At 70.8% G+C, this 24,349-nt stretch carries 17 protein-coding genes; 10 read left to right on the top strand and 7 right to left on the bottom strand.

Annotation, left to right across the window (positions count from 1 at the left end):
- Positions 1 to 99: 99 nt before the first annotated feature.
- Complete coding sequence (gene purD / locus E0E30_RS10240; RefSeq protein WP_130866854.1) at positions 100 to 1,416, top strand: phosphoribosylamine--glycine ligase; 1,317 nt, start codon at positions 100 to 102, stop codon at positions 1,414 to 1,416.
- Positions 1,413 to 2,846, top strand: coding sequence for an adenylosuccinate lyase (purB, locus tag E0E30_RS10235; RefSeq protein ID WP_130866185.1), 1,434 nt, complete (start codon positions 1,413 to 1,415; stop codon positions 2,844 to 2,846). The genes purD and purB overlap by 4 nt, the downstream gene beginning before the upstream one ends.
- A gap of 94 nt (positions 2,847 to 2,940) precedes the next feature.
- Here purB and E0E30_RS10230 read toward each other — a convergent pair whose 3' ends face one another.
- The 4 genes from E0E30_RS10230 to ahpC all read right to left on the bottom strand — a co-directional run bounded on the left by E0E30_RS10230 (position 2,941) and on the right by ahpC (position 6,966).
- Complete coding sequence (locus E0E30_RS10230; protein ID WP_130866184.1) at positions 2,941 to 3,597, bottom strand: trypsin-like serine protease; 657 nt, start codon at positions 3,595 to 3,597, stop codon at positions 2,941 to 2,943.
- Between the two features lie 191 nt (positions 3,598 to 3,788).
- A complete protein-coding gene (locus E0E30_RS10225; protein ID WP_130866183.1) occupies positions 3,789 to 4,709 on the bottom strand; it encodes a LysR substrate-binding domain-containing protein in 921 nt (306 codons plus the stop codon).
- 5 nt (positions 4,710 to 4,714) lie between these two features.
- Positions 4,715 to 6,280 (bottom strand): alkyl hydroperoxide reductase subunit F, encoded by a 1,566-nt coding sequence (gene ahpF / locus E0E30_RS10220; protein WP_130866182.1) that lies wholly within the window; start codon positions 6,278 to 6,280, stop codon positions 4,715 to 4,717.
- Positions 6,281 to 6,402: 122 nt separating this feature from the next.
- Positions 6,403 to 6,966 (bottom strand): alkyl hydroperoxide reductase subunit C, encoded by a 564-nt coding sequence (gene ahpC, locus E0E30_RS10215; protein ID WP_130866181.1) that lies wholly within the window; start codon positions 6,964 to 6,966, stop codon positions 6,403 to 6,405.
- Positions 6,967 to 7,098: 132 nt separating this feature from the next.
- Between ahpC and E0E30_RS10210 the strand changes: the two genes are divergently transcribed.
- Positions 7,099 to 8,259 carry a phosphoribosylaminoimidazolesuccinocarboxamide synthase gene (locus tag E0E30_RS10210; protein ID WP_130866180.1) on the top strand — a complete coding sequence of 387 codons (1,161 nt, stop codon included), beginning with the start codon at positions 7,099 to 7,101 and terminating at the stop codon, positions 8,257 to 8,259.
- Between the two features lie 2 nt (positions 8,260 to 8,261).
- Positions 8,262 to 8,942 carry a phosphoribosylformylglycinamidine synthase subunit PurQ gene (gene purQ, locus E0E30_RS10205; RefSeq protein WP_130866179.1) on the top strand — a complete coding sequence of 227 codons (681 nt, stop codon included), beginning with the start codon at positions 8,262 to 8,264 and terminating at the stop codon, positions 8,940 to 8,942.
- Positions 8,943 to 8,982: 40 nt separating this feature from the next.
- On the opposite strand, the gene E0E30_RS10200 is transcribed toward purQ, so the two are convergent.
- Positions 8,983 to 9,906, bottom strand: a complete 924-nt coding sequence (locus tag E0E30_RS10200) for an N-acetylglucosamine kinase (RefSeq protein WP_130866178.1) — start codon at positions 9,904 to 9,906, stop codon at positions 8,983 to 8,985.
- 246 nt (positions 9,907 to 10,152) lie between these two features.
- Here E0E30_RS10200 and E0E30_RS10195 point away from each other — a divergent pair, with 246 nt between their 5' ends.
- From E0E30_RS10195 to E0E30_RS10185, 3 genes are all read left to right on the top strand, one after another.
- Complete coding sequence (locus E0E30_RS10195; protein WP_130866177.1) at positions 10,153 to 11,511, top strand: FAD-dependent oxidoreductase; 1,359 nt, start codon at positions 10,153 to 10,155, stop codon at positions 11,509 to 11,511.
- Between the two features lie 216 nt (positions 11,512 to 11,727).
- Positions 11,728 to 14,295: an aminopeptidase N gene (gene pepN, locus E0E30_RS10190; RefSeq protein ID WP_210115817.1), complete on the top strand. Its 2,568-nt coding sequence runs from the start codon at positions 11,728 to 11,730 to the stop codon at positions 14,293 to 14,295.
- A gap of 34 nt (positions 14,296 to 14,329) precedes the next feature.
- Positions 14,330 to 15,331 (top strand): asparaginase, encoded by a 1,002-nt coding sequence (locus E0E30_RS10185; RefSeq protein ID WP_130866176.1) that lies wholly within the window; start codon positions 14,330 to 14,332, stop codon positions 15,329 to 15,331.
- Between the two features lie 29 nt (positions 15,332 to 15,360).
- Here E0E30_RS10185 and E0E30_RS10180 read toward each other — a convergent pair whose 3' ends face one another.
- Entirely contained in the window at positions 15,361 to 16,719 is a 1,359-nt protein-coding gene (locus E0E30_RS10180; RefSeq protein ID WP_411914001.1) for an MFS transporter, read from the bottom strand.
- Between the two features lie 422 nt (positions 16,720 to 17,141).
- On the opposite strand from E0E30_RS10180, the gene purL reads away from it, so the two are divergent.
- Entirely contained in the window at positions 17,142 to 19,397 is a 2,256-nt protein-coding gene (purL, locus tag E0E30_RS10175; protein WP_130866174.1) for a phosphoribosylformylglycinamidine synthase subunit PurL, read from the top strand.
- A gap of 61 nt (positions 19,398 to 19,458) precedes the next feature.
- Here the strand turns inward: purL and E0E30_RS10170 are convergent, their stop codons facing one another.
- On the bottom strand, positions 19,459 to 21,195 hold the full coding sequence (locus tag E0E30_RS10170; protein ID WP_210115816.1) for a BCCT family transporter: 1,737 nt from the start codon (positions 21,193 to 21,195) through the stop codon (positions 19,459 to 19,461).
- A gap of 207 nt (positions 21,196 to 21,402) precedes the next feature.
- Between E0E30_RS10170 and E0E30_RS10165 the strand changes: the two genes are divergently transcribed.
- Positions 21,403 to 22,746 carry a dipeptidase gene (locus E0E30_RS10165; RefSeq protein ID WP_130866173.1) on the top strand — a complete coding sequence of 448 codons (1,344 nt, stop codon included), beginning with the start codon at positions 21,403 to 21,405 and terminating at the stop codon, positions 22,744 to 22,746.
- A gap of 290 nt (positions 22,747 to 23,036) precedes the next feature.
- Positions 23,037 to 24,323, top strand: coding sequence for an MFS transporter (locus E0E30_RS10160; protein ID WP_245306567.1), 1,287 nt, complete (start codon positions 23,037 to 23,039; stop codon positions 24,321 to 24,323).
- The last annotated feature ends 26 nt before the right edge of the window (positions 24,324 to 24,349 follow it).

Raw genomic sequence — 24,349 nt, 5'->3', positions numbered from 1 at the left:
TCCGACAGGAATACGACGGGCTCCCCTGGCCGGCGGACCCCCGATGACATGCCCGCGAACCTGTCACCGGGAACCTCTAGTCTTGGACCCGTGGCCCAGATGACAGTTCTCGTGCTCGGTTCCGGCGGTCGCGAACATGCCCTCGCCCTGGCATGTTCCCGCGATCCTGCGGTGGGGCAGGTCCACGTGGCTCCGGGGAATCCGGGCACCGCTGCCTTCGCGACCAACCATCCGGTCGATCCCACCGATGGCGCCGCCGTGGTCGACCTCGCCCGGAGCATCGGCGCCGACCTCGTCGTCGTCGGACCCGAGGCCCCGCTCGTCGCCGGCGTGGCCGACGACCTGCGCGCCGCCGGGATCGACTGCTTCGGCCCGAGCGCCGCGGCCGCCCGGCTCGAGGGTTCCAAGGCCTTCGCCAAGGAGGTCATGGCGTCGGCCGGAGTGCCCACCGCGGATTCGCGGACCTGCACGACCCTCGACGAGGTCGCCGCCGCCCTCGACACCTTCGGGGCACCCCACGTCATCAAGGACGACGGTCTGGCCGCCGGCAAGGGGGTCGTCGTCACCGCGGATCGACAGGCCGCCCTCGACCACGCCCGAGACTGCCTGGAGTCGGGCCACCGGGTCGTCGTCGAGGAGTTCCTCGACGGCCCCGAGGTGAGCCTCTTCGCCATCTGCGACGGGCACCATGCCCTGCCCATGCCGCCCGCCCAGGACTTCAAGCGGGTCGGGGACGGCGACACCGGCCCCAACACCGGTGGCATGGGGGCCTACACCCCGCTGCCCTGGGCCCCCGAGAACCTCGTCGACGAGGTGTCCCGGACGGTCATCGCCCCGACCCTGGCGCAGATGCAGGACCGCGGGACGCCCTTCGTCGGACTGCTCTACGTCGGACTGGCGCTCACGAGTTCGGGCCCCAAGGTCGTCGAGTTCAACGTCCGTTTCGGCGACCCCGAGACCGAACCCCTCCTCTCCCTCGTCGACTCGCCCCTGGCGTCGATCCTGCGCGCCGCCGCGCGAGGCGATCTCAGCGGGGTTGAGGGTCTGCGGGTCCGCTCCGGATTCGCGGTCGGCGTCGTCCTGGCCTCCGAGGGCTACCCGGCCTGCCCGGTCACCGGTCGGGCGCTCACCGGCCTGGAACCGGGCGACCCGGACGTCCTCCATGCCGGTACGAGGCTCGTCGACGGCCGGATGACGTCGTCCGGCGGACGGGTGCTCGTCGTCCTGGGACACGGGGAGACCCTCGCCGGTGCTCGACAGGAGTCCTACGAGCGGCTGGCCCGGATCGACCTTCCCGGCGGCTTCCACCGCCACGACATCGCGCTGAGGGCGGCAGAGGAGCAGGCCCGTGCCGGTCTCCACGACACCTCGAGCCCCGACCCGACCTGCGTCGGTACCGACAAGGAGAACTCATGAGTGCACCCAACGTCCTGGCGACCCGGTACGCCTCCTCGCAGATGCGGGCCATCTGGGGTCCGGAGAACAAGATCATGGCCGAACGCCGGCTGTGGGTGGCGATCATGGAGGCCCAGGCCGACCTCGGCGTCGGATTCGGTGACGACGACCCCGAGCAGGTCATCGCCGACTACCGCGACGTCATCGAGGACATCGACCTCGACTCCATCGCCGAACGCGAGGTCCAGCTGCGGCACGACGTCAAGGCGAGGATCGAGGAGTTCAACGCCCTGGCCGGTCACGAGCACATCCACAAGGGGATGACGAGCCGGGACCTCACCGAGAACATCGAACAGGCCCAGGTGCTCGCCTCCCTGCGACTGGTCCGTGACCGCATGGTGGCGACCCTGGTGGCCCTGTCGCGGCTGGCCGTGCGCTTCAGCGACCAGCCCATCGCAGGACGCTCGCACAACGTCCCCGCCCAGGTGACGACCCTCGGCAAGCGCTTCGCGACGACGATCGACGAGATGCTCGTGGGCTGGGACCACCTCACCGAGCTCATCGACCGCTACCCGGCTCGTGGCATCAAGGGCCCCATGGGCACGAGCCAGGACATGCTCGACCTGCTCGGGGGGGACGCCACCAAGCTCGACGAGCTGGAGCGCCGTGTCGCCGATCAGCTCGGGTTCAACAAGGTGCTCACCTCGACCGGTCAGATCTACCCGCGTTCCCTCGACTTCGAGGTCGTGTCCACCCTCGTCCAGGTGGCCTCGGGCCCGAGCAACCTGGCGACGTCGATCCGGCTCATGGCCGGCAACGAACTCGTCACCGAGGGGTTCAGGCCCGGTCAGGTGGGGTCCTCGGCGATGCCACACAAGATGAACGCACGGTCCTGCGAGCGGGTCAACGGCTTCCTCGTCGTCCTGCGCGGGTACCTCACCATGGTCGAGGGCCTCGCCGGGGTGCAGTGGAACGAGGGCGACGTCTCCTGCTCCGTGGTGCGTCGGGTGGCCCTGCCGGACGCCTTCTACGCCATCGACGGCATGTTCGAGACCTTCCTCACCGTGTTGTCGGAGTTCGGGGCCTTCCCGGCGGTCATCGGTGCCGAGCTCGAGCGATACCTGCCCTTCCTCACGACGACGAAGATCCTCATGGCCTGCGTGCGGGCCGGCGTCGGTCGGGAGGACGCCCACGAGGCCATCAAGGAGCACGCGGTGGCCGTCGCCCTCGACATGAGGGAGACCGGACGCAGCGACAACGACCTGTACGACCGTCTCGGTGCCGACCCGCGCATTCCGTTGACGGCCGAGGAGCTCGCCGAGCTGGTCTCCGAGCCGCTCGAGCTGACCGGGGCCGCCCGGGACCAGGTCGAGGCCCTGCTGGCCAAGGTCGAGGACATCGTCGCCGACCATCCGGAGGCGGCCACCTACGAACCCGGCATGGTGCTGTGAACCGGGAGGGTCCGCACCGCTGACGGATCCTGCCCCGGGCCGCTGCTGCGGCCCGGGGCAGGATCCGACGATGATCGTCGCAGGCGGATGGGCCTCAGGAATGGACGACCGAGTCGACCCACGAGCTCACGTTGGCGATGTCCTCGGCGTCCCCACCGTCGTGCTGGGCCAGGCCGAGGAATCCGACGACCTTGTCACCGCGCAGGAGTGCGGCGCCGGCGTCCGAGTGTTCCAAGGTCATGGCCGAGGGGGCGTCGAACCAGCTGATCCAGCCGTGATGGCCCTCGATGGTCACCGGCGAGTGGCCGACCGAGGTGGCGGCGCGATCGTTGAAGGCCGCGATGGTGAGCTTCTCCCCGGCCCTGGGGGCCTCGGTCGACAGCTGCGCGACCCGGGTGCCGGCCAGGGGCTGGGCCAGACGCACGAGCATCGCCTGGGACTTCGTCGGATCGGTGTGGGTGACGCCGTCGCGGGCGACGTTGTAGCGACGCTCGACGACACCGGTGGTGTGGCCGCTCGCGTCCCTGACGGTGGACGACGACCCGCACCGGGCGGTGTCGGACCACGTGAGGGCCCACGACTCGTTGACGAGCACGGCGGTGCACTGGTGCCTGCCCTCGGAGTCGACGAGGGAGACCAGGCCGGGGTTGTCGGCCCGCTGTCCACCCTCGGCGGCGTGGGCCGGGGCCGAGACGGCCAGCGGCGCGGCGAGTGCGGCGGCCACGGCGAGGGTTGCGACTGACTTCTTCATCGTGCTCCTTCTTAATGAGAACGATTCTCAATAAGAAGGAGCACGATGTCCCCGCTGATGGCCAGTGTCACCGGATGTGCGCGTCGACAAGGCAGGATGTGGGTTCCCCGGGGTGCCCGTCCGGCACGACCCGGTGCCTCCTCGCGACGGGTCGGGAGGTCGAGGGCGTCATCCCGCCGCCGGTCACCGGTTCAGGCGGACGGGGACTGCGCGATGCAGGGGCTGACCAGATCGGTCGGCAGATGACGGCACACGTCGAGGACGTTCTGGACCTCGACGCGCTCGAGGACAGCTGGCCTCGCCACGAGTTGGACGTCACGGTGGGGTCGCGGCTCGGTGAACTCCCGCAGGACGACGCGGGGATCGTCGGGGATGGGTCCACTCACCGCGAGCCTGGGCAGGAGGGCCGGCCCCGACCCGGCCGCGACGAGTTCGCGCAGGGTCCCGATGCTCGCCGCCGACATGTCAACCCGGCAGGAGGCCCCGGTGGTCGAGCAGAGGTCGAGGGTCTGGTCGCGCAGGCAGTGTCCCTCGCTCATGAGGAGCAGGTCGACGCCGGCCAGTGACGACGGCTCGACCGGGCCGCCCCGGGACAGCGCGGACCCAGCCGGGGTGGCCAGCACGAATTCCTCACGGAACACCGGCACGCCGACGAAGGGCGCGGGCACCCGGGAGGCCAGGAGGGCGACGTCGATGCGGCGTTGACTCAGGGCCGTGAGGAGCCCTGCCGTCTTCTCCTCGACGACGGCCAGGCGCAGACCCGGGTGGCGTGCCTTCGCCCCGGAGAAGAGGTGTCCGATGAGGAAGGGGGCGAGGGTGGGGAAGATCCCCACGCGCACGGGGTCGCCGCCGTAGCCCTTCTGGGCTCGCGCCATGTCACGGATGTCGTCGGCGAGGGCGAGCATGGTCCGGGCCGACTCGACGACCCGCTGGCCCAGGGCAGTGAGGTCGACCCCGCCGTCGCGCCGCACCAAGGGGGCTCCCAGGTCCGCCTCGAGCCGGCGGATCTGGGAGGACAGGGTGGGTTGGCTCACGCCGCAGGAGGCTGCGGCCCGGCCGAAGTGCCGTGTGTCGGCCAGGGCCACGAGATAGCCGAGGTCGCGCAGGTTCATGGACCTCAATTCTGCCTGATGAGGTGGTCGAAGGCGCCGAGTGCGGCGGTCGCCCCCGAACCCATCGAGATGATGATCTGCTTGTACGGGGCACAGGTGCAGTCGCCGGCGGCGAACACCCCGGGCAGCGACGTCGCACCGTGGTCGTCGACGACGATCTCGCCCCGTTCGGTCAGTTCGACGGTGTCACCGAGCCATTCGGTGTTGGGGAGGAGGCCGATCTGGACGAAGACCCCGGACAACTCGATGGTGTGCTCCTGCCCGCTCGTGCGGTCCTCGTAGGTCAGACCGGTGACCGACGCCCCGTCGCCGTCGATCCGCGTCGTTCGCGCCCCGGTGACGACGTCGACGTTGTCGAGTCCACGCAGGGTGCGCAGGAGCACCTCGTCGGCCTTGAGGTCGTCGAGGAACTCGACGACGGTGACGTGCTCGGCCACCCCCGCCAGATCGATGGCGGCCTCGATCCCGGAGTTGCCGCCCCCGACGACGGCGACCCGACGGCCCTTGAAGAGGGGCCCGTCGCAGTGCGGGCAGTAGGTGACGCCCTTGGTGCGGTACGCCTCCTCGCCGGGCACGCCGAGGTGGCGCCAGCGGGCTCCGGTCGCCAGGATGACGGCTCGGGCGCGCAGGTCCCCGTCCCTGGTGTGGACGATCGTCGTGCCGCCATCGGCGGACTCCAGGCCGGTGGCGACCTGGTGGTCGATGAGGTCGATGTCGTAGCGCCCCATGTGCGACGCCAGGGCGCTCGCCAGGGCGGGCCCGGTGGTGTGCGGCACCGAGACGAGGTTCTCGATGTCCTCGGTGTCGAGCACCTGGCCGCCGACCCGCTCGCCGACCACCCCGGTGCGGATGCCCTTGCGGGCTGCGTAGACGGCAGCGGCGGCCCCGGCCGGACCGGCGCCGACGACGAGGACGTCGTAGGGATCCCTCGCCGACAGGTCCTCACGGGCCGATGCGGCGGCGGTCGAGTCGAGCTTCTCGAGGATCTCGGCCATCGTCATGCGGCCCGATCCCCACTCCTGACCGTCGAGGAAGATCGCCGGGACCGACTGGATGGCCTTGGCCTCGACCTCCTCGCGGAACGTCGACCCCTCGACGGCGGTGTGCCGGATGCCGGGGTTGATGACGCTCATGGCGTTGAGGGCCTGGACGACGGTCGGGCAGTTGACGCAGGTGAGCGACATGTAGGTCGTGAACTCGTGGTGGCCCTTGACCCTGGCCACGGCCTCGAGGAGGGCGGGGTCCTCCTTGATCCCGTGGCCGCCGACCTGGAGCAGCGCCAGCACCAGGGACGTGAACTCGTGACCCATGGGCAGCCCTGCGAAGCGCACCGCGATGTCGGTGCCCGGGCGGGTGATCGCGAACGAGGGTTCGTACCGGTCCGTCACCGGCTCGCCGACGCTCACCTTGTCCGAGAGGGCCGCGATCTCCCCGAGCAGCTCGTCCATCTGGTGCGAGCGGGAGGTGAGCGCGGTCTCGTCGCCCCGGTAGGGGGAGGGGACGAGGACCACGGGTTCGGTGACGAGGTCGAGGTAGCTGCGCAGCTGTCCGGTGAGGTTGGCGTCGAGCATGGTGTTCCTGTTCGGATCGGTGGGGTGATGTGGGACGAGGGGCCCCGGTCGTGGGCCCCCGGCAGGGACGTGGCGGCCCCTGCCGGAGTCGCGACGACCGGCGTCGCGAGGGGGTCTCGGGTTCAGATCTTTCCGACGAGGTCGATGGACGGGGCGAGGGTGTCGTCCCCCTCCTCCCAGTGGGCGGGGCACACCTGGCCGGGGTGGGAGCGGATGTACTGCGCGGCCTTGACCTTGCGGACCAGCTCGGTGGCGTTGCGGCCGATGCCCTCGGCGGTGAGCTCGTAGAACTGGATGACGCCGTCCGGGTCGACGAGGAAGGTCGCGCGGTCCGCCTGGCCGGCGCCGACGCGCTCGACGTCGAAGTTGCGGGTCAGGGTGAGCGCCGGGTCGCCGATCATGGCGTACTGGACCTTCGACACGTCGGCCGAGGTGTCGTGCCAGGCCTTGTGGACGAAGTGGGAGTCGGTGGAGACGGAGTAGACCTTGACCCCCATCCGCTCGAGTTCGTCGTGGTGCTCGGCCAGGTCGGCGAGCTCGGTGGGGCACACGAAGGTGAAGTCTCCCGGGTAGAAGAAGAAGATCGCCCAGGAACCGGCGATGTCGTCCTGGCTGACCTCGATGAAGTCTCCGTTGCGGTAGGCGTTCGCCGTGAAGGGCTGGATCTGGGTGTTGATGAGGCTCATGTCTTCCTCTCGTCGTGGATGTCGATAGTGCCAGCCTATAGCGCATGGGTCATGTCATCGATGACGTCTATGTGACGTCGGCGTGACGGAGTCCTGACGTCAGTTCGCCGGTGGCGGTGGCATGATTCGACCATGGCCACTCCTGACGCCGCCCCGGACCTGCCACTCATCGCGGAGGGGAAGGTGCGTCGGTTGTACCGGCTCCCCGAACCTGGTCGGCTCCTCATGGTCGCCACCGATCGGATCAGCGCCTACGACCACATCCTCACCCCGGGGATCCCGGACAAGGGCCGGGTCCTCACCGGGATCTCCCTGTGGTGGTTCGACCAGCTCGCCGACGTCGTCCCCAACCATCTGGTGTCCACCGACGTCCCCGAGGAGGTCGCCGGCCGGGCGATGGTCGTCGAGGAGCTCGCGATGTTCCCGGTCGAGTGCGTCGTGCGCGGCTACCTCACCGGGTCGGGGTGGGCCGAGTACCAGCGCAGCGGGTCGGTGTGCGGGATCGCCCTGCCCGACGGCCTCCAGGACGGGTCGCGGCTGCCCGAACCGATCTTCACCCCGGCGACCAAGGCCGACTACGGGGAGCACGACGAGAACATCGACTTCGAGCGACTGGTGGGCATCGTCGGCGCCGAGGCGGCCGAGGAGCTGCGCCGCCTGTCGATCGCCATCTACACCCGCGCCGAGCGGATCGCCCGGCAGCGAGGCATCATCCTGGCCGACACCAAGGTGGAGTTCGGCCGACGCGCCGACGGCACCATCGTCCTGGGGGACGAGGTGCTCACCCCGGATTCCTCACGGTTCTGGGACGCCGCCAGCTGGGCCCCGGGCGGGGCCAACCACTCCTTCGACAAGCAGTTCGTCCGCGACTGGCTCACCGGGCCCTCGGGCTGGGATCGCACCGGTGACGCCGAGCCTCCAGCCCTGCCCGCCGACGTCGTCGCGGCGACGAGGGCCCGCTACCTCGAGGCGTGGTCGCGGCTCACCGGGATCGACGACCCCTTGGCTCGTGCCACGGCAGGTGTCGACGGGGTCACAACCGATAGGATCACGGCCATGGCACGTGTTGTGGTGGATGTCATGCCGAAGCCGGAGATCCTCGACCCGCAGGGCAAGGCCATCACCGGCGCCCTGGGGCGCCTGGGGCACGAGGGTCTGACGGTGCGGCAGGGCAAGCGTTTCGAGATCACCGGCGACGGCGTCGAGAACCGCCTCGACGAGGTGCGCAGGATCGCCGAGGAGATGTTGGCGAACACCGTCATCGAGTCCTACGACGTGCGCGTGGAGCAGTGACGATGGCCGCACGTATCGGGGTCGTCACCTTCCCCGGCACCCTTGACGACCAGGACGCCGCCCGCGCCGTGCGTATCGCCGGCGCCGAGCCGGTGCCCCTGTGGCATGCCGACACCGACCTCCACGGGGTGGAGGCCGTCGTCCTGCCCGGCGGGTTCTCCTACGGGGACTACCTGCGGGCGGGGGCCATCGCGGCCCTCTCGCCGGTGATGTCCTCGATCAAGGCCGCCGCTGCCGAGGGCCTTCCGGTGCTGGGCATCTGCAACGGGTTCCAGGTGCTCTGCGAGGCCCATCTGCTGCCCGGAACGCTCATGCGCAACGAGAAGCGCCGCTTCCACTGCTCGGTTCCCGAACTCGTCGTCGAGAGCAACGACACCGTCTGGACCTGTGCCATGACCCAGGGCGAGCGGCTTCGCATCGCCGCCAAGCACGGGGAGGGCAACTACGTCGCCGACGAGGCCACTCTGGCCCGGATCGAGGCGAACAACCAGGTCGTCTTCCGCTACGGCGTCAACCCCAACGGGTCGGCCCACGACATCGCCGGGGTGACGAACGAGGCTGGCAACGTCGTCGGACTCATGCCGCACCCGGAGCACTCCGTCGAGGAACTCACCGGTGGGTCGACCGACGGGTTGGCGTTCTTCTCCTCACTGCTGCGCTTCCTCACCGCCCAGGCCTCCTGAGCACCGCGCGGCCGGTCGGGCAGTGTCCCCGTCCGGGGTCTCAGGCGATGGCGATGCGCCGTCCCAGGGGCGAGCTCGGATCGACGGTGGCCAGGGCCGCCGCCCCGTCCAGCCCGGTCCCGAGGGGCTCGACGATCCGGGCGCCGGGGGCGAGCCTGGCCAGGTCCTCACCGATCGCGGTGCGGATGAGCTCGGAACCCATGACGCCGCCCAGAAGGGCCACCGGAGGCTCGTCCTCGGGGCCCAGGCCGACCCGACGCAGCCCGGTCGCCGTCGTGTGGGCCAGTTCGTGGGCCGCGTCCAGACAGATCCGTCGGGCGACCTCGTCACCGGCATCGGCCGCCTTGGTGACCAGGGCGGCGTACCCGGCGAGGCGGGAGACCTTGAGCGGATCGGCCTGGATGGCGAGGTAGGCGGCCTCGATGTCGTCGAAGTCGGCGCCGATGGAACCGGTGAGGGCGGTGGCCGGCCCACGCCCGTCATGGGCGCGCAGGACCGCGCGCAGTCCGGCCCGACCCAGCCAGAAGGCCGAGCCCTCGTCGCCGATGATCCATCCCCAGCCGTCGCCCCGGGCGACCTCCTGGCGTCCCACCGCCAGCGTGATGACCCCGGTCCCGGCGGCGGTGACGACGCCCGGACGCTCCCCGAGGGCGCCGAGGTAGCTCGTCGTCGAGTCGTGGGCCAGCAGCAGCCGGCCCAGGCCGAGGGGGCGCAGGGCGGCCGCCGGACCCTCGGCGTCCTCGTCGTCGGTCGCCCCCGAGGAGCCCAGGGCGACGTCGAACCCGCGGGTGCCCAGGTCGGGATGTCGCTCGACGACCCGGCTGACGAGGGCGGCCAGCTGGGGGCCGAGAGGGTGGTCGGTGTGGACCCCCTCGAGGGTCTCGATCCATCCGTCCTGCTCGCTGCGGATCCTCGTGCTCGACTGGCCGGCGTCGCAGGCGAGGAGCACCTGGTCGTTCGTCATGGCGTCAGGCTAGCCCGGGGTGGTCCCGGCAGGCCCCACGCGCTCGCCGCGGGTGATCGGACCCGCGCTCGTAGCGCCTCATCGAACCCGCGCTCGTCCGCCTCATCGGACCCCGTGCTCGTCGGGTGGGCTCGGCCGGGCCGGTGGTCGGAATAGGAGGGGGTCCGGCAGGTTGTCACAGCGGGTGGACGCCCAGCCACTCTGCACACGACATCTGCACACTGCCAGGGAAAGGAACGCACACCAATGAGCGAGAACCTCGACGTCGACGTGCTGGTCATCGGATGGGGCAAGGCTGGCAAGACCATCGCCGGACGCCTCGCGGGGGAGGGGCGCAAGGTCGCGCTCGTCGAGCGGTCCCCGCAGATGTACGGCGGCACGTGCATCAACATCGCCTGTGTGCCCACCAAGGACCTCATCGACTCGGCCTCCAAGCGCCGCGACGAGGATCCGGTGAGTTACTTCGCCTCGGCCGTCGCCGGTCGGGACGCCCTCATCGCCAAGCTCAACAAGGCCAACCACGGCATGCTCGAGGGCAAGGTGACCCTGCTCGACGGTCTGGCCAGCTTCACCGGGGCGCACACCGTCAAGGTGGTCGGCGGCGATGATGAGGTCCTCGTCACCGCCCCGACGATCATCATCAACACCGGTTCCCATCCGGCCTCCCCGCCGCTGCCCGGGGCGGACGGGCCCCGCGTCCACGACTCGACGTCGATCCAGCACGTCGACCCGCTGCCGGGCCGGCTCGTCGTCATCGGCGGCGGCTTCATCGGTCTGGAGTTCGCCCAGATGTTCGCGAAGTTCGGGTCGAAGGTCACCGTCCTGGAGGCCGGACGGACCTTCGCCCCGGCCCTCGACGAGGACGTCGCCGCTCGGGTCCTCGAGGTGCTCGGGCGCGACGGCGTCGAGGTCGTCACCGGGGCCACGGTGTCCAGCCTGGACGACGCCGGTGACCACGTCGACGTCGTCACCGGGAGCGGTGTCGTCGCCGCCGACGCCGTGCTCGTGGCCGCCGGACGGCGTCCGGCCACCGAGGACCTCGACCTGGCCGCGGCCGGGGTCGCCACCGACGAGCGGGGCTACATCGTCGTCGATGACCAGCTGCGCACCACCGTCGAGGGGGTCTACGCGGTCGGCGACGTCAACGGCGGCCCGCAGTTCACGTACGTCTCCCTCGACGACAACCGCATCCTCTGGGACACCCTGCACGAGGGCCCGCGACGCCGCAGCGACCGGGTCGCCGTGCCCACCTCGACCTTCATCACCCCGCCGCTGTCCCAGGTCGGGATGACGGTGAAGCAGGCGCGGCAGTCCGGGCGAGAGGTTCTCGTGGCCACCAAGGACGTGGCGGCCGTCGCCGCCATGCCGCGGCCCAACATCGTCGGCCAGACCGACGGGATCATCCGGTTGCTCGTCGACGCCCACGACCACACGATCCTCGGCGCGACCCTGTGGTGCATCGACTCCCAGGAGCTCGTCAACCTCGTCGCTCTGGCGATGAGGGCGGGAGTCACCTACGAGACCCTGCGTGACGGGATCTGGACCCATCCGTCGTCGACCGAGGCCTTCAACGAGGTCCTCGGCGCCTTGGCGCCGCTGGACTGATCGTGCCTTGGCGCCGCTGGACTGATCGTGCCTTGGCGCCGCTGGACTGATCGTGCCTTGGCGCCGCTGGGACAGGATGCGCGGTGGCGTCCTCCCCGAGCCCGAGGGGGCCGCCGGAGGACGCCGGCGACATCGGTCCTGCAGCCCCGCGGCAGTCGCTCAGGGGACCTGCCCCCATCGATGGAGAGGCCGGCTGTCCTGCAATAGGGTGGCCTCGTGAGTTCGAAGAATCTGACCCGCGACGAGGCCCGTCACCGCAGCCAGAACCTGACCGTCGAGCGGTACCACGTCACCCTCGACATCCGTCAGGCTGCCGACCCGCAGCAGACACGCTTCGCCAGCCGCACCCGCGTGCGGTTCACCTCCGCCATCACCGACACCTTCCTCGACCTGCTCGACGCCGAGGTCGAGTCCGTCACCATCAACGGCACCCCGGCCGAGGTCGAGTACGACGGTGCCCGCGTCGGCCTGCACGGTCTGACTCCCGGCAAGAACTGCGTCGACGTCGTCGCCACCCTGCCCTACTCCCACTCGGGCCGTGGCCTGCACCGTTTCGTCGATCCCGCTGACGGGAACACCTACCTCTACACCCACTTCGAGCCGGCCGATTCCCGTCATGCCTACGCGGTGTTCGAGCAGCCTGACCTCAAGGCCCACATCGACGTCGACGTCAAGGCCCCGAAGGGTTGGCGGGTCATCAGCAACCAGCCCCATTCCGACACCAGCGATCTGCCGGACGGGGGAGTCCTGCACGACTTCGCCCTCACCCCACGGCTGTCGACCTATCTGTCGGCCATCGCCGCCGGCCCCTATGAGCGCATCGAGGACTCCTGGACGAGCGCCGACGGATCCGAGACCGTCGAGCTGGGTCTGCTGTGTCGCAAGTCCCTGCGCCCGTACCTCGATGCCGACGAGATCTTCGAGATCACCAAGCAGGGGTTGAGTTTCTACCACAAGGCCTTCGCCTACCCCTACCCGTGGGGCAAGTACGACCAGATCTTCGTTCCCGAGTACAACCTGGGGGCGATGGAGAATCCCGGTTGCGTGACCTTCTCGGAGCGCTACATCCACCGGGAGAAGCCGACCCGCGCCGAACTGGCCAGCCGTGCCAACACCATCCTCCATGAGATGGCGCACATGTGGTTCGGCGACCTCGTCACCCCTCGCTGGTGGGACGACAACTGGCTCAAGGAGTCCTTCGCCGAGTACATGGGGGCCCACGCCTCGGTGGCCGCCACCCGCTACAAGGACGCCTGGGTCGACTTCGCCGTCGGCCGCAAGGCCTGGGCCTACACCGCCGACCAGCTCTCGACGACCCACCCCATCAGCGCCGACATCACCGATCTCGAGGCGGCCAGCCAGAACTTCGACGGCATCACCTATGCCAAGGGCGCCTCGGTGCTCAAGCAGCTCGTCCACCATGTCGGCGTCGACAAGTTCTTCGCCGGAGCTCGCGCCTACTTCCGCGACCTGGCCTTCTCCTCGGCCACCCTCGACGACCTGCTCAGGCACCTCGAGAAGGCCTCCGGACGGGACCTTTCCGGCTGGTCGAAGGCCTGGCTGCGCACCAGTGGGCTCGACACCCTGCTGCCCGACGTCGCCGTGACCGACGGCGTCATGACCGAGCTCACCGTCATCCGGGACTCCCTCGACGGGCGCACCAACCAGCCGGTCAACCGCCCGCACACCCTCGGCGTCGGTCTGTACAAGGTGGAGGGGGACGCCCTCGTCCGCACCGACCTGGTGACCGTCGACCTCACCAGCCCGCGCACTCCGGTCAAGGCCCTGCGCGGGTGTCCGGCCCCGGACCTCGTCCTCATCAACGACGGGGACGAGTCCTACGCCAAGGTGCGGCTCGACCCCGCCGGCACGCGTACCGTCCTGGAGCACCTGTCGGGACTGGCCGACCCCTTGGCGCGAGCCCTCGTCTGGTCGATCCTCTGGAATGCCGTGCGCGACGCCAAGCTGGCCGTCCACTCCTACCTCGACGCCGTCGAGGCCCATGCCGTCAAGGAGACCGATCCGGCCATCCTCCGCCAGGTGCTCTCCCAGGCCAGGCAGGCGGTCGAGCAGTACCTGCCGCCGCGGGCCGTCGAAGGCGCCCGGGGACGCCTGGCCCGGGATGCCTGGGCCGCGCTGGCCGCCGTCCCGGCCGGGTCCGACGTCCAGATCATCTGGGCCCGTCATGCGCTGGCCGCCAGCGCCGGTGACCCGAGCAGCGCCGATCGGGTACGGTCCCTGCTCGACGGCAGCGGCGTCCCCGCCGGCCTGGCCGTCGGCCCCGAGCTGCGCTGGTCGGCCTGGATCACCCTGGCGGCGCTCGGACAGGCCACCATCGAGGAGCTGGACGCCGAGCTCGAGCAGGATCGCACCAAGGACGGCGTCAACGCCCACCTCGAGGCGCTCACCGCCCGCCCCGACGCGCAGGCCAAGAAGGCCGCCTGGGACCGCCTCATGACCCCCGGTGAGCTCACCAATGAGCACGTGGACGCCGTCATCGCCGGCCTGCGCACACCCTTGGGTGCCGACCTGTTCACCGACCTCGACGCGGGCTACTTCGACGATCTCGAGCGGATCTGGGGTGAGTTCCCCATCGAGATGGCCAGCCGTCTGGTCGTCGGGCTGTTCCCCTCCGACGATCCGGAGCGCAACGCCAACGACGCCCATCGGTGGATCGACGAGCACCCCACCGCGCCGGGGGCCCTCGGGCGTCTGGTGCGCGAACGCCGCGACCTGGCGGCCCGGGCGACGACGGCCCGGGCGTACAACTCGGCACGCCTGTGAGGTTGCCCCGGTACCGCGTCGAGAGGCTGGCCTCGTGAGGCTTCGTGTCGTCTACACCGGCGGCACCGTCGGCATGATCGAGACGCCCCGGGGGCTCGCCCCCGGGGCCGACCTGCGCGGCTGGCTAGCCGAGGTACTGGCCGGCACCGACCTGGCCGACGGCACGGGCGTGACGTCGCTCGACCCCCTCGTCGACTCCTCGAACACCACCCCGCTGTTCTGGCAGCGGATCGTCGACGTCGTGCACGACGCCCGGGAGGAGGGCGAGCGGCCCGACGGGTTCGTCGTCCTCCACGGCACCGACACCATGGCGTACACCTCGGCCGCGCTGTCCTACGCCCTCACCGAGCTGGGCCTGCCGGTCGTCCTCACCGGCTCGCAACGGCCGTTGGGGGCGCCGGGCTCGGACGCCGCCCCGAACGTCATCGGGGCGTTGCGGGCTGCGTCGGCGGGCCGGTTCTCCTCGGTCGCGGTCTTCTTCGCCCACACCCTGCTCGACGGTCCACGGGTCACCAAGATCTCGTCCTGGGACCTGCGCGCCTTCGACTCGCCCAACGTGCCCGCCCTGGCCCACGAAGGGTCGCCCTGGCAGTGGACCGGGCGTCCCGCCGGCGGGGAGGGCTGGACGAACCCACGGCCGTACCGGCGCTGTGACGTCGCCGTCGTCTCGGTGGCCCCGGGAATCACCGCCGAGCGTCTCGCGGCGATGCTCACCCCGCTGCCCGAGGCCGTCGTCATCCGGGCCTTCGGGATCGGCAACATCCCCTCCGAGGAGCCCGGGGTGCTCGAGGTGCTGAGGTCGACGGTGCGGGCCGGGGTGCCGGTGCTCATCGCCTCCCAGTGCTACCAGTCCGATGTCGCTCCCGGGCGCTACGCTGCGGGCTACGAGTTGGCCGCGGCAGGGGCCGTCGGGGTGCGCGACATGACCCTCGAGGCGGCCTACGCCAAGGTGTGCTTCCTGCTGTCCCAGGGGCTGGGCGGGCCCGACGTCGCAGCCTGGATCGGGCGGAACATCGCCGGGGAGCTCACCGGCTGAGGGGCGTCGGCCCACGGCTGTCCGGGGGGTCAGCCGTGCCGGTTGGCGCGCAGTCTGCGATTGCGCTCCAGAGCCTGGCGCCAGGTGGGCACGACGACGCCGTGCGCGGCGAGGATGCGCCGCAGCCGCACCCGATTGACGATGATCCCCATGATCCCGACGGCGAAGAACGGCAGCTGCGTGGCCATGGCCCAGCGGAACCCCGAGAGGGTGTAGCGCCCGCCCGGGCACAGCCGGTCGAGGAGCAGGCCGATGATCTGGATGTCGGCCAGCCCGGCGATGAACCCGCCCATGATGGCGATCCCGGTGGCGGTACCGAGCCGGTGGCCGGGGTGACTCGTGCGGGCGACGTCGAACCCGACCGCCCCGCCGGGCAGGGTCAGCCCGAGTCCGGCGGCGAGGACGACGAGCAGCCACAGCGGGCTGCGGCCCGGCCAGAGCAGCACGACGGTCCACGGGATGACCGACAGGACGATAGTGCCGAGGATGAGCGAGTCACGCCGCAGGGGATACCGGTTGGTGAGGATGCCGACGACCGGGCCGCCGGCCGCATTGGCCAGGACGAAGAGGGTCATGAGGGCCGACGCCGTCGCGGTCGACCGGCCCTCGGCGCGGGTGAGGTACGGCATGCCCCACATCATCGAGAAGACGATGGCCGGGAAGTTCGTCGTCCAGTGTGCCCAGAAGGCCAGCCGGGTCGCCGGGTGGCGGGCGATGTCGACGAGCTCGCGCGGCAGGTCGTGCAGGCTCGTCGTCGAGGCGGATCGGCGGACTCCCGGTGGGGCGTCCCGCAGCAGGAGGGCTCCGCCGACGACGGCCGCCACGCCGACCGCGGCCGCGACGAGGTAGGTCGTGCGCCAGCCGGCGTCCTCCACGAGGGGGACGAGGACGACGGCCGAGACGATCTGGCCCACCTGTCCCAGGAGCCCGGTGAGCTGGGTGAGGAGCGGTACCTGACGGGCGGGGAACCACAGGGGTACGAGCCGGATCGCCGAGCCGAAGGTGCAGGCGTCACCCAGGCCGACGAGGGTGCGGGCGGCCATGGCCTCGGCGGGGGAGTGGGCGACGGCGATGAGCACCTGGCCCAGGGTCATGAGGGCGGCTCCGGCGGTGAGGACGCGGCGGGGCCCGAAGCGGTCGAGGAGGAGTCCGGCGGGGATCTGGCCGAGGGCGTAGACAGCCAGCTGGAGCACCATGAAGGTCGAGACGACGGAGGCGGGGGCCCCGAAGTGCTGCGCGGCGGTGAGTCCCATGACCCCCAGCGAGGTGCGGTGCATGATCGCGACGCCGTAGACGAGCACCCCGGTGAGCCACACGATCCAGGCCCGGGCCGTGGGCGTCGGGGGACGGCTGGACGCTGGATCCTGCGTCGAGCCCGGGGTGTCCACGAAGGACCATCGTAGGTCCGTGGCGCGGGGGAGGGGCATTGTCCGGGTGGTGGCGGAGGTCGGTGTCGGCGGCACGGAACCCGTGGGACCCTGTCATGCCTCGCGCCCCCCGGGACGCCCATGTCGAGAACCTGGCGCATCCGGTGGCGGCGCTGTCAGGCCTCGCGCCCCGGGGACGCCCTCTTCACTCTGCTCCGGGAATGGCCGCCGGCTTCGACCTTGCTCCCAAGACTGCACCCTGCGCCCGGAATACAGGGAGCAAGGTGGATGTTCTGGCGCCAAGTGGCGTCCGGCGGTCGGTGGGTGGTGGTTTCCGGAGCGAGGTCCCCATCACCGAGCCTGCCACGACGGCACGACCCTGCACCTCGGTCGCCCCGGCCGACCTGCTGCGCCACGGGCGACCGCTTCGCTAAATTGGTGCCGTGGCAGACACAGTGGAGAACGCCGTCAGCACGCCCGACCTCGACCAGCCCTGGGCCGACCTCGGCCTCAACCGGGACGAGTACACGAGGATCCGCGAGATCCTGGGGCGGCGTCCCACCGGTGGTGAGTTGGCCATGTATTCGGTCATGTGGTCGGAGCACTGCTCGTACAAGTCGTCGAAGATCTACCTCAGGAAGTTCGCCGCCCTGCCCCAGGAGACGCCGCGCGGTCCACTGCTGGCCGGCATCGGTGACAACGCCGGGGTGGTCGACATCGGCAACGGCCTGGCCGTGACCTTCAAGGCCGAGTCCCACAACCATCCGTCCTACGTCGAGCCGCACCAGGGCGCGGCCACCGGCGTCGGCGGCATCGTCCGCGACATCATGGCCATGGGTGCCCGCCCGATCGGCGTCATGAATGCCCTGGCCTTCGGTCCGCTCGACGCCCCCGACACCGCCCGCGTCCTGCCCGGGGTCGTCTCGGGCATCGCCGACTACGGCAACTGCCTCGGCCTGCCGACCATCGGCGGCCAGACCCTCTTCGACCCCACCTACTACGGAAACCCCCTCGTCAACGCGCTGTGCGTCGGCGTCCTGCGCCATGAGGACCTCCAGTTCGCCAAGGCGTCCGGGGCCGGCAACCTCGTCGTCCTCTTCGGTGCGGCCACCGGGGGCGACGGCATCGGCGGTGCCTCCATCCTGGCCTCGGAGTCCTTCGCCGCCGAGGGGGAGTCGAAGCGGCCCAGCGTCCAGGTCGGCGACCCCTTCATGGAGAAGCTCCTCATCGAGTGCACCCTCGACCTCTTCCATGCCGGCGTCTGCGAGGCCCTCCAGGACTTCGGCGCCGCCGGCATCTCATGTGCCACCAGCGAGCTGGCCAGTGCCGGGGACGGAGGCATGCACGTCGAACTCGACCGCGTCCCCCTGCGCGACCCCAACCTCGCCCCCGAGGAGATCCTCATGAGCGAGTCCCAGGAGCGGATGATGGCCGTCGTCACGCCGGCGAACATCGACCGCTTCATGGAGATCTGCCGCCACTGGGACGTCCAGGCGACGGTCATCGGCGAGGTCACCGACGGCGACCGGCTGCTCATCGACTGGCACGGGGAGCGGATCGTCGACGTCGACCCGCGTACCGTTGCCCACGACGGGCCCGTCCTCGACATGCCCAAGGCCCGTCCCGGCTGGATCGACGAGGTCAACGCCGCTGACGCCAATGCCCTGCCCAGGGACAACTCCGGCGAGGCCCTGGCCCGGGCCATGGTGGCGTTGGCGTCCTCTCCCGCGCTGTGCGACCGCTCGTGGATCACCGACCAGTACGACCGGTTCGTGCGCGGCAACACCGTCCTGGCCCAGCCCGAGGACGCCGGCATCATCCGCGTCGACGAGCGGACGAACCTCGGCATCGCCCTGTCCTTGGACTCCAACGGACGGTACAGCCTCCTCAACCCCTACCTCGGCGCCCAGCTGGCGCTGAGCGAGGCCTATCGCAATGTCGCCGTCACCGGGGCGACGCCGCTGGCCATCACCGACTGCCTCAACTTCGGTTCGCCCTACGAGCCCGCCGTCATGTGGCAGTTCTCCGAGACGATCCTCGGACTGGTCGACGGCTGCCGTGAACTCGGCGTCCCCGTCACCGGCGGCAACGTCAGCCTGCACAACCGCACCGGGGACGAGTCGATCCGCCCCAACCCGCTCGTCGGCGTCCTGGGGATCCTCGACGACGTGCGCACCCGGATCCGCACCGGATTCGCCCACGCGGGAGACGCCGTCCTCCTCCTCGGCGAGACGCGATGCGAGCTCGGTGGATCGGTGTGGGAGGACGTCCTCCACGACGGGCACCTCGGCGGCATGCCCCCGATGCCGAACCTGGGGGCGGAGAAGGCGCTGGCGGACGTCATGGCCACCGCCGCGGCCGAGGGGCTGCTCAGCTCGGCCCACGACCTGTCCGAGGGCGGACTGTCGCAGGCGCTCGTCGAGTCCTGCCTCCAGGGCGGCCACGGCGTCTCGCTCACCCTGGAGGGGGAGCCCACCGTTGCGCTGTTCTCCGAGACCCCGGCCCGGGCGCTGGTGTCCCTGCCGGCGTCCTCCTACGGCCGGTTCGTCGACGTGTGCCGGGAGGCCGGGGTGCCCGTGACCCGGCTGGGCGAGGTCATCGACTCCGGTGAGATCGAGGTGCAGGGGCTCCTCACCCTCGGCCTTGACGAGGTGCGTCGAGCCTGGCGCGCCCCCATCCCCGCCGTCATGGGGGAGTGAGGGCGCGGGTCCACCCGGCCAGGCACCTCGGGCCGGGTCGACGACGGGCCGCCGGGCCGGCTCAGGCCCTGTCGCGCTTGCGTTGACCGCGGCGCAGGACCCGGATGAGGCGTCGGACCTCCGGCGACACCTCGATCGGTCGTCCCGGTCGGGACGGTGGGTTCCGCAACTCGTCGACGAGGTCCTCGCGGACCGTCCGGCGCACGGCCTCGCCGAAGTCGCTCATCCGGTTGTGACGGCGCACCGTCACCTCACGCGACAGCTCCCGCCACAGCGCCACGCACATCCCGATCATGACGACCGAGAAGGGCAGTGCGGTGAGGATGGCCATCGTCTGCAGGGCCGACAGCCCTCGGGGATCCCCCGACAGGAGAACCGCGGCGATCGTCCCGGACAGCACGGCCCAGGTGAGTCGGACCCACAGGCTGGGGTCGGGGTCGCCGCCGCACGAGAGCATGGACAGCACGTAGGAGCCCGAGTCCGACGAGGTGACGAAGAAGATGGCCAGCAGGGCCATCGACACCCACGCCATGACGGTGCCTCCCGGCAGGGTCTCCAGCATGCGGAAGAGGGTCGTGTTGGCGTCCACCGCGCCGTCCACGGTGAGTTTGGTGCCGAAGATCTGCTGCCAGATGGCGTTGCCACCGAAGACGGTGAACCACAGGACGCTCACCAGGGTGGGGACGAGCATGACGCCGATGATGAACTCGCGCACCGTGCGTCCCCTGGAGATGCGGGCGATGAAGATCCCGACGAAGGGGGACCACGAGATCCACCAACCCCAGTAGTTCGTCGTCCACCCGGCCATCCAGGACTGGCCGGCGTCCCCCTCGAAGGGCATCGTCCGGAAGGACAGTTCGATGAGGGACTGGACGTACTCCCCGATGTTCTGGACGGCGCTGGACAGGAGGAACTGGGTCGGTCCGACGACGAGCAGGGCCAGGGCGAGGAGGGCGGCGATGACGAGGTTGGTGTTCGACAGGAACTTGATGCCGGCGTCCAGCCCCGTGGCGACGCTCACCGCGGCCAGTCCGGCGAAGAGGACGACGAGGCCGACGAGCAGCCCCCGTGATCCCGTGATGCCGGTGAGGAAGGTGAGTCCGGACGACACCTGGGTGACGCCGAGCCCCAGCGAGGTGGCGACGCCGAAGAGGGTGCCGATGATGGCGACGATGTCGATGAGGTCGCCGACCCAGCCGCGGACGCGGTCGCCCAGGAGCGGTTCGAGGGTCCAGCGCAGGGAGATGGGGTGCCCCTTGCGGTGGCACGCGTAGGCCACCGCCAGACCGACGATGACATAGATGGCCCAGGCGTGCAGGCCCCAGTGCAGGAAGGACGTCTGCATGGCCTGACGGGCACGCTCGGCGGCGTCACCTCCGGTGCCCGGTGGTGGTGTGACGAAGTGCGAGAGCGGCTCGGCCGCTCCCCAGAAGACCAGGCCGATGCCCATGCCGGCCGCGAAGAGCATGGCGAACCACGATCCCAGGGAGTACTCGGGGGAGTCGTCGTCACGGCCGAGTCGGGTGTCGCCCAGTCGGGAGGCGGCGATGACCAGGGCGATGATGACGAATCCGCTCACCGCCAGGACGTAGTACCACCCGACCGAGTGGACGACCGTCCTGTTGAGCACCGAGATGACCTCGTTCGTCGGGCCCGGCAGGGCGAGGGCCAGCAGGACGAAGAGGACGATGAGTCCGGCGGCGGGCCAGAAGACCCTGGAGGCCAGGGAGGATCTCACCTCCGGTGGCGTCTCGGCGGCGGTCGGTTCGGTCCGGGGCATCGGTGGCGTGCGAGTCATGAATTCCTAGGGAGGGGACAAATGTCGTCTCTGCTGGGCCCGGTGTCGGTGGACCCGAGGACTGGTGAATTCTCTCACGGAGTCCGCCCGGCTATCCGGAGGTCGGCGACATCCGGGTCCGACGTCCATGGTGACGGCGTCCCGGACGCCCGGGGCTGCCACCGGGCTCCGAGCACGGGGGCGGTCACCAACAACTAGGCTCGGACCATGGATGTCACTTCCGTTCTCCCCAGTCTGTCCGCCAAGGTCGACGAGCTCCTCGAGCCCGCCGTCCAGCAGCTCACCGAGCTCGTCGCGATCCAGTCGGTGAGTTCCCTCAACCCGCAAGGAGTGCGTGACAACGCCCGGGCCGTGGCCGATGCCGCCCTGGCCGCCGGAGCCGCCGACGCCGCCGTCGTCACCGAGGACGACGGCCTGCCCGCGGTCATCGCGCACTGGCCGGCGCCCGAGGGACAGCCGACCGTCCTCCTGTACTCCCACGGCGATGTCCAGCCGACCGGTGATGTCACCCTGTGGAATTCCGAGCCTTTCGTCGCGACCCGGCGCGGGGACCGACTCTTCGGCCGCGGCACCGCCGACGACAAGGGAGGGGTCGTCGCCCACCTCACCGCCCTCAAGGCCTTCGACGGCCGACCCCCGGTCGGGGTGACGCTCTTCGTCGAGGGAGAGGAGGAGATCGGCTCCCCGTCGATGGTCTCGATCATCGAGCGGCACAAGGCCGAGCTCGCCGCCGATGTCATCGTCATCGCCGACTCGGTCAACTGGGACCAGGGGGAGCCGTCGGTGACGACGACCCTGCGAGGGGTGGCCGACTGCGTCGTCGAGTTGCGCACCCTCGACCACCCGCTGCATTCCGGCCAGTTCGGTGGGGTGGTGCCGGACGCGCTCACGAGCATGTGCCGGCTCCTGGCCACCCTTCACGACGAGCACGGTGACGTCGCCGTCGCCGGCCTCCACCCCGCCGCCCCGGCCGAGGTCGAGTACCCCGAGGACCGGCTGCGGGTCGAGACGGCCATCCTCGACGGGGTCGAGTGGCTCGGGACCGGCAATGCCGCCAACAAGATGTGGACCCGCCCGTCGGTGAGCGTCCTGGCTCTCGACGCCACCCCGGTCGACCAGGCCATCAACATCCTGCCCTCGGTGGCCCGGGCGAAGGTCGGGCTGCGGGTGGCTCCCGGCGCCGACCCCAGGGTGGAGCTCGAGGCGCTCATGGAACACCTGCGCACGCACGCCCCCTTCGGCGCTCGGGTGACGGTGACCCCCGGCGAGGCCGGGGCCCCCGGGGTCGTCCCCTTCTCCGGGCCGGACGCGCAGGTCGCCAAGGAGGCGTTCCGGGCGGCCTGGGGCATGGACCCGGTCGAGATGGGCACCGGCGGGGCGATCCCCCTGGTCACCGACCTCCAGCACGCCTACCCCGAGGCGACGGTGCTCGTCACGGCGGTGACCGACCCGGACTCGCGGATGCACGGTCTCGACGAGTCGCTCCATCTGGGCGACTTCCACAAGGCGATCCTCACCGAGGCGCTGCTGCTGGCCGGTCTGGCGCGCTGAGACCCTTCTGCAGTGGCGGGTGAGGGCATCACCGGACACCTGAGGACGAGGACGGGGCCCGGCCGGGCCCCGTCCTCGTGTCCGCCCGGCGCCCGCCGTTCCTGCCCATGGCTGCTTGCTCGACCCGTCGTGTCATGGCGGTCGGTCCCAGAGACCTCGACGTCTCTCGCGTAGAATGCCCCCGTCGGGGGTGCTGCCCCGGCAGGGGCGAGGCTGCATCGCAGATCTCGCAGGACGCGTCAGCAGGGTGGGGAGACGCGACATCGTCCTCGTCCTCGAAAGGTGTCCCCGTGACCGCCCTGCCCTATCGCCGCCTCTTCGGCCTGTCGGGCCCCAGTTTCGTCATCACCGGTCTCATCGGTCGGATGCCCCTGGCGATGAGCCAGATGGGCACCATGCTTCTCGTCGCCAGCCCAATGGTCGCCGGACGGCTCGGTCCGGGCGGGGTCTGTGCCGGGGCGATCGCGGCGAGCATCGCCATCGGCGCACCGATCGCCGGCGCTCTCACCGATCGCCGGGGCCAGCGCGAGATCATGCTCGCCCAGTCGCTCATCTCCGGCGTCGGTCTCATCCTCGAGGCCCTCGCGGCGGTCATGGGTGCCCCGTGGCCGCTCATCGCCGTCATCGGTGCGATCACCGGGCTCTTCCTGCCCCAGATCGGCACCATGGCCCGGGTGCGTTGGCGCGCCCTGGCCGCCGAGAACCCGCAGCTCCGGGCCGGGGTGCTCGAGAGTTCGTTCGCCTGGGAGGGGGCCGCCGACGAGGCCTCCTTCGCCCTGGGCCCCGCCCTCGTCGGTGTGCTGGCGGTGGCGTTCGGTCCGGTCCCGGCCCTGGCCGTCGCCGGTGTCCTGCTGCTCGTCTTCGGCACGTGGTTCGCGCTCCACCCGACCGTCCGACTCGTCCCGGCCCGACCGGTGCGAACCAGCGCCGACGCCGGACCCCTCTTCACCCGGGGGGTCGTGCACACGGTGGCCGGCATCTTCTTCATGGGACTCGTCTTCGGGTCGGTCCAGACCGGCACGACGTGCCTGGCCACCGAGGCGGGTCGTCCCGGGGTCGCCGGACTCATGCACGCCCTCCTGTCGGTCGGCAGCGCCACCGCGGGCCTCATGTTGCCGCGTCTGGCCCGTCGTCTCGGGCTCACGGCGCGATGGAAGCTCTTCGCCCTGGCCCTGGGGGTGCTGGCCGTCCCACTGCTCTTCATCCACACCATCGGGCTGCTCATCCCGGCCATGCTCGTGCTCGGCATGGCGGCGGCCCCGTACATGATCACCCTCTTCAGCGTCGCCGAGCGGGCGGCGTCCCCGGCCCGGATCGGTACCGTCATGACCCTCCTGGCCGCCACGACGAGCCTCGGGTACGCCGTCGGGGCATCGATCGCCGGACGCCTGTCCGACTGGGGCGGATGCACTGCCGCCTACGCCCTCACCGTGGGGGTCGGGGTCGCGGCCTTCCTCCATGCACTTGCCGTCTCGGGCGTCGACGTGCCGACGGCGGGCGCCCCGGGCGTCGACATGGCCTCGACGGCGGCCCCGGTCTCGGGTGCCGGCCTCGCCACCCGGGAGGCCTCCGCCTGAGCATCTCGCCCGGCCCGCGACCGCAA

Source organism: Acidipropionibacterium timonense (assembly GCF_900605005.1).
Lineage (GTDB): Bacteria > Actinomycetota > Actinomycetes > Propionibacteriales > Propionibacteriaceae > Cutibacterium > Cutibacterium timonense.
The sequence above is the reverse complement of the archived record's forward strand: the minus strand, read 5'-3'. Positions and strand labels throughout refer to the sequence as shown.

Coding starts and splice junctions, on each gene's coding strand:
- purQ (WP_130866179.1), top strand. CDS start 8,262: ATGGCCGCACGTATCGGGGTCGTCACCTTCCCCGGCACCCTTGACGAC.
- E0E30_RS10200 (WP_130866178.1), bottom strand. CDS start 9,906: ATGACGAACGACCAGGTGCTCCTCGCCTGCGACGCCGGCCAGTCGAGC.
- E0E30_RS10230 (WP_130866184.1), bottom strand. CDS start 3,597: ATGAAGAAGTCAGTCGCAACCCTCGCCGTGGCCGCCGCACTCGCCGCG.
- purB (WP_130866185.1), top strand. CDS start 1,413: ATGAGTGCACCCAACGTCCTGGCGACCCGGTACGCCTCCTCGCAGATG.
- E0E30_RS10195 (WP_130866177.1), top strand. CDS start 10,153: ATGAGCGAGAACCTCGACGTCGACGTGCTGGTCATCGGATGGGGCAAG.
- E0E30_RS10165 (WP_130866173.1), top strand. CDS start 21,403: ATGGATGTCACTTCCGTTCTCCCCAGTCTGTCCGCCAAGGTCGACGAG.
- purD (WP_130866854.1), top strand. CDS start 100: ATGACAGTTCTCGTGCTCGGTTCCGGCGGTCGCGAACATGCCCTCGCC.
- E0E30_RS10210 (WP_130866180.1), top strand. CDS start 7,099: ATGGCCACTCCTGACGCCGCCCCGGACCTGCCACTCATCGCGGAGGGG.
- ahpC (WP_130866181.1), bottom strand. CDS start 6,966: ATGAGCCTCATCAACACCCAGATCCAGCCCTTCACGGCGAACGCCTAC.
- E0E30_RS10225 (WP_130866183.1), bottom strand. CDS start 4,709: ATGAACCTGCGCGACCTCGGCTATCTCGTGGCCCTGGCCGACACACGG.
- ahpF (WP_130866182.1), bottom strand. CDS start 6,280: ATGCTCGACGCCAACCTCACCGGACAGCTGCGCAGCTACCTCGACCTC.
- E0E30_RS10170 (WP_210115816.1), bottom strand. CDS start 21,195: ATGACTCGCACGCCACCGATGCCCCGGACCGAACCGACCGCCGCCGAG.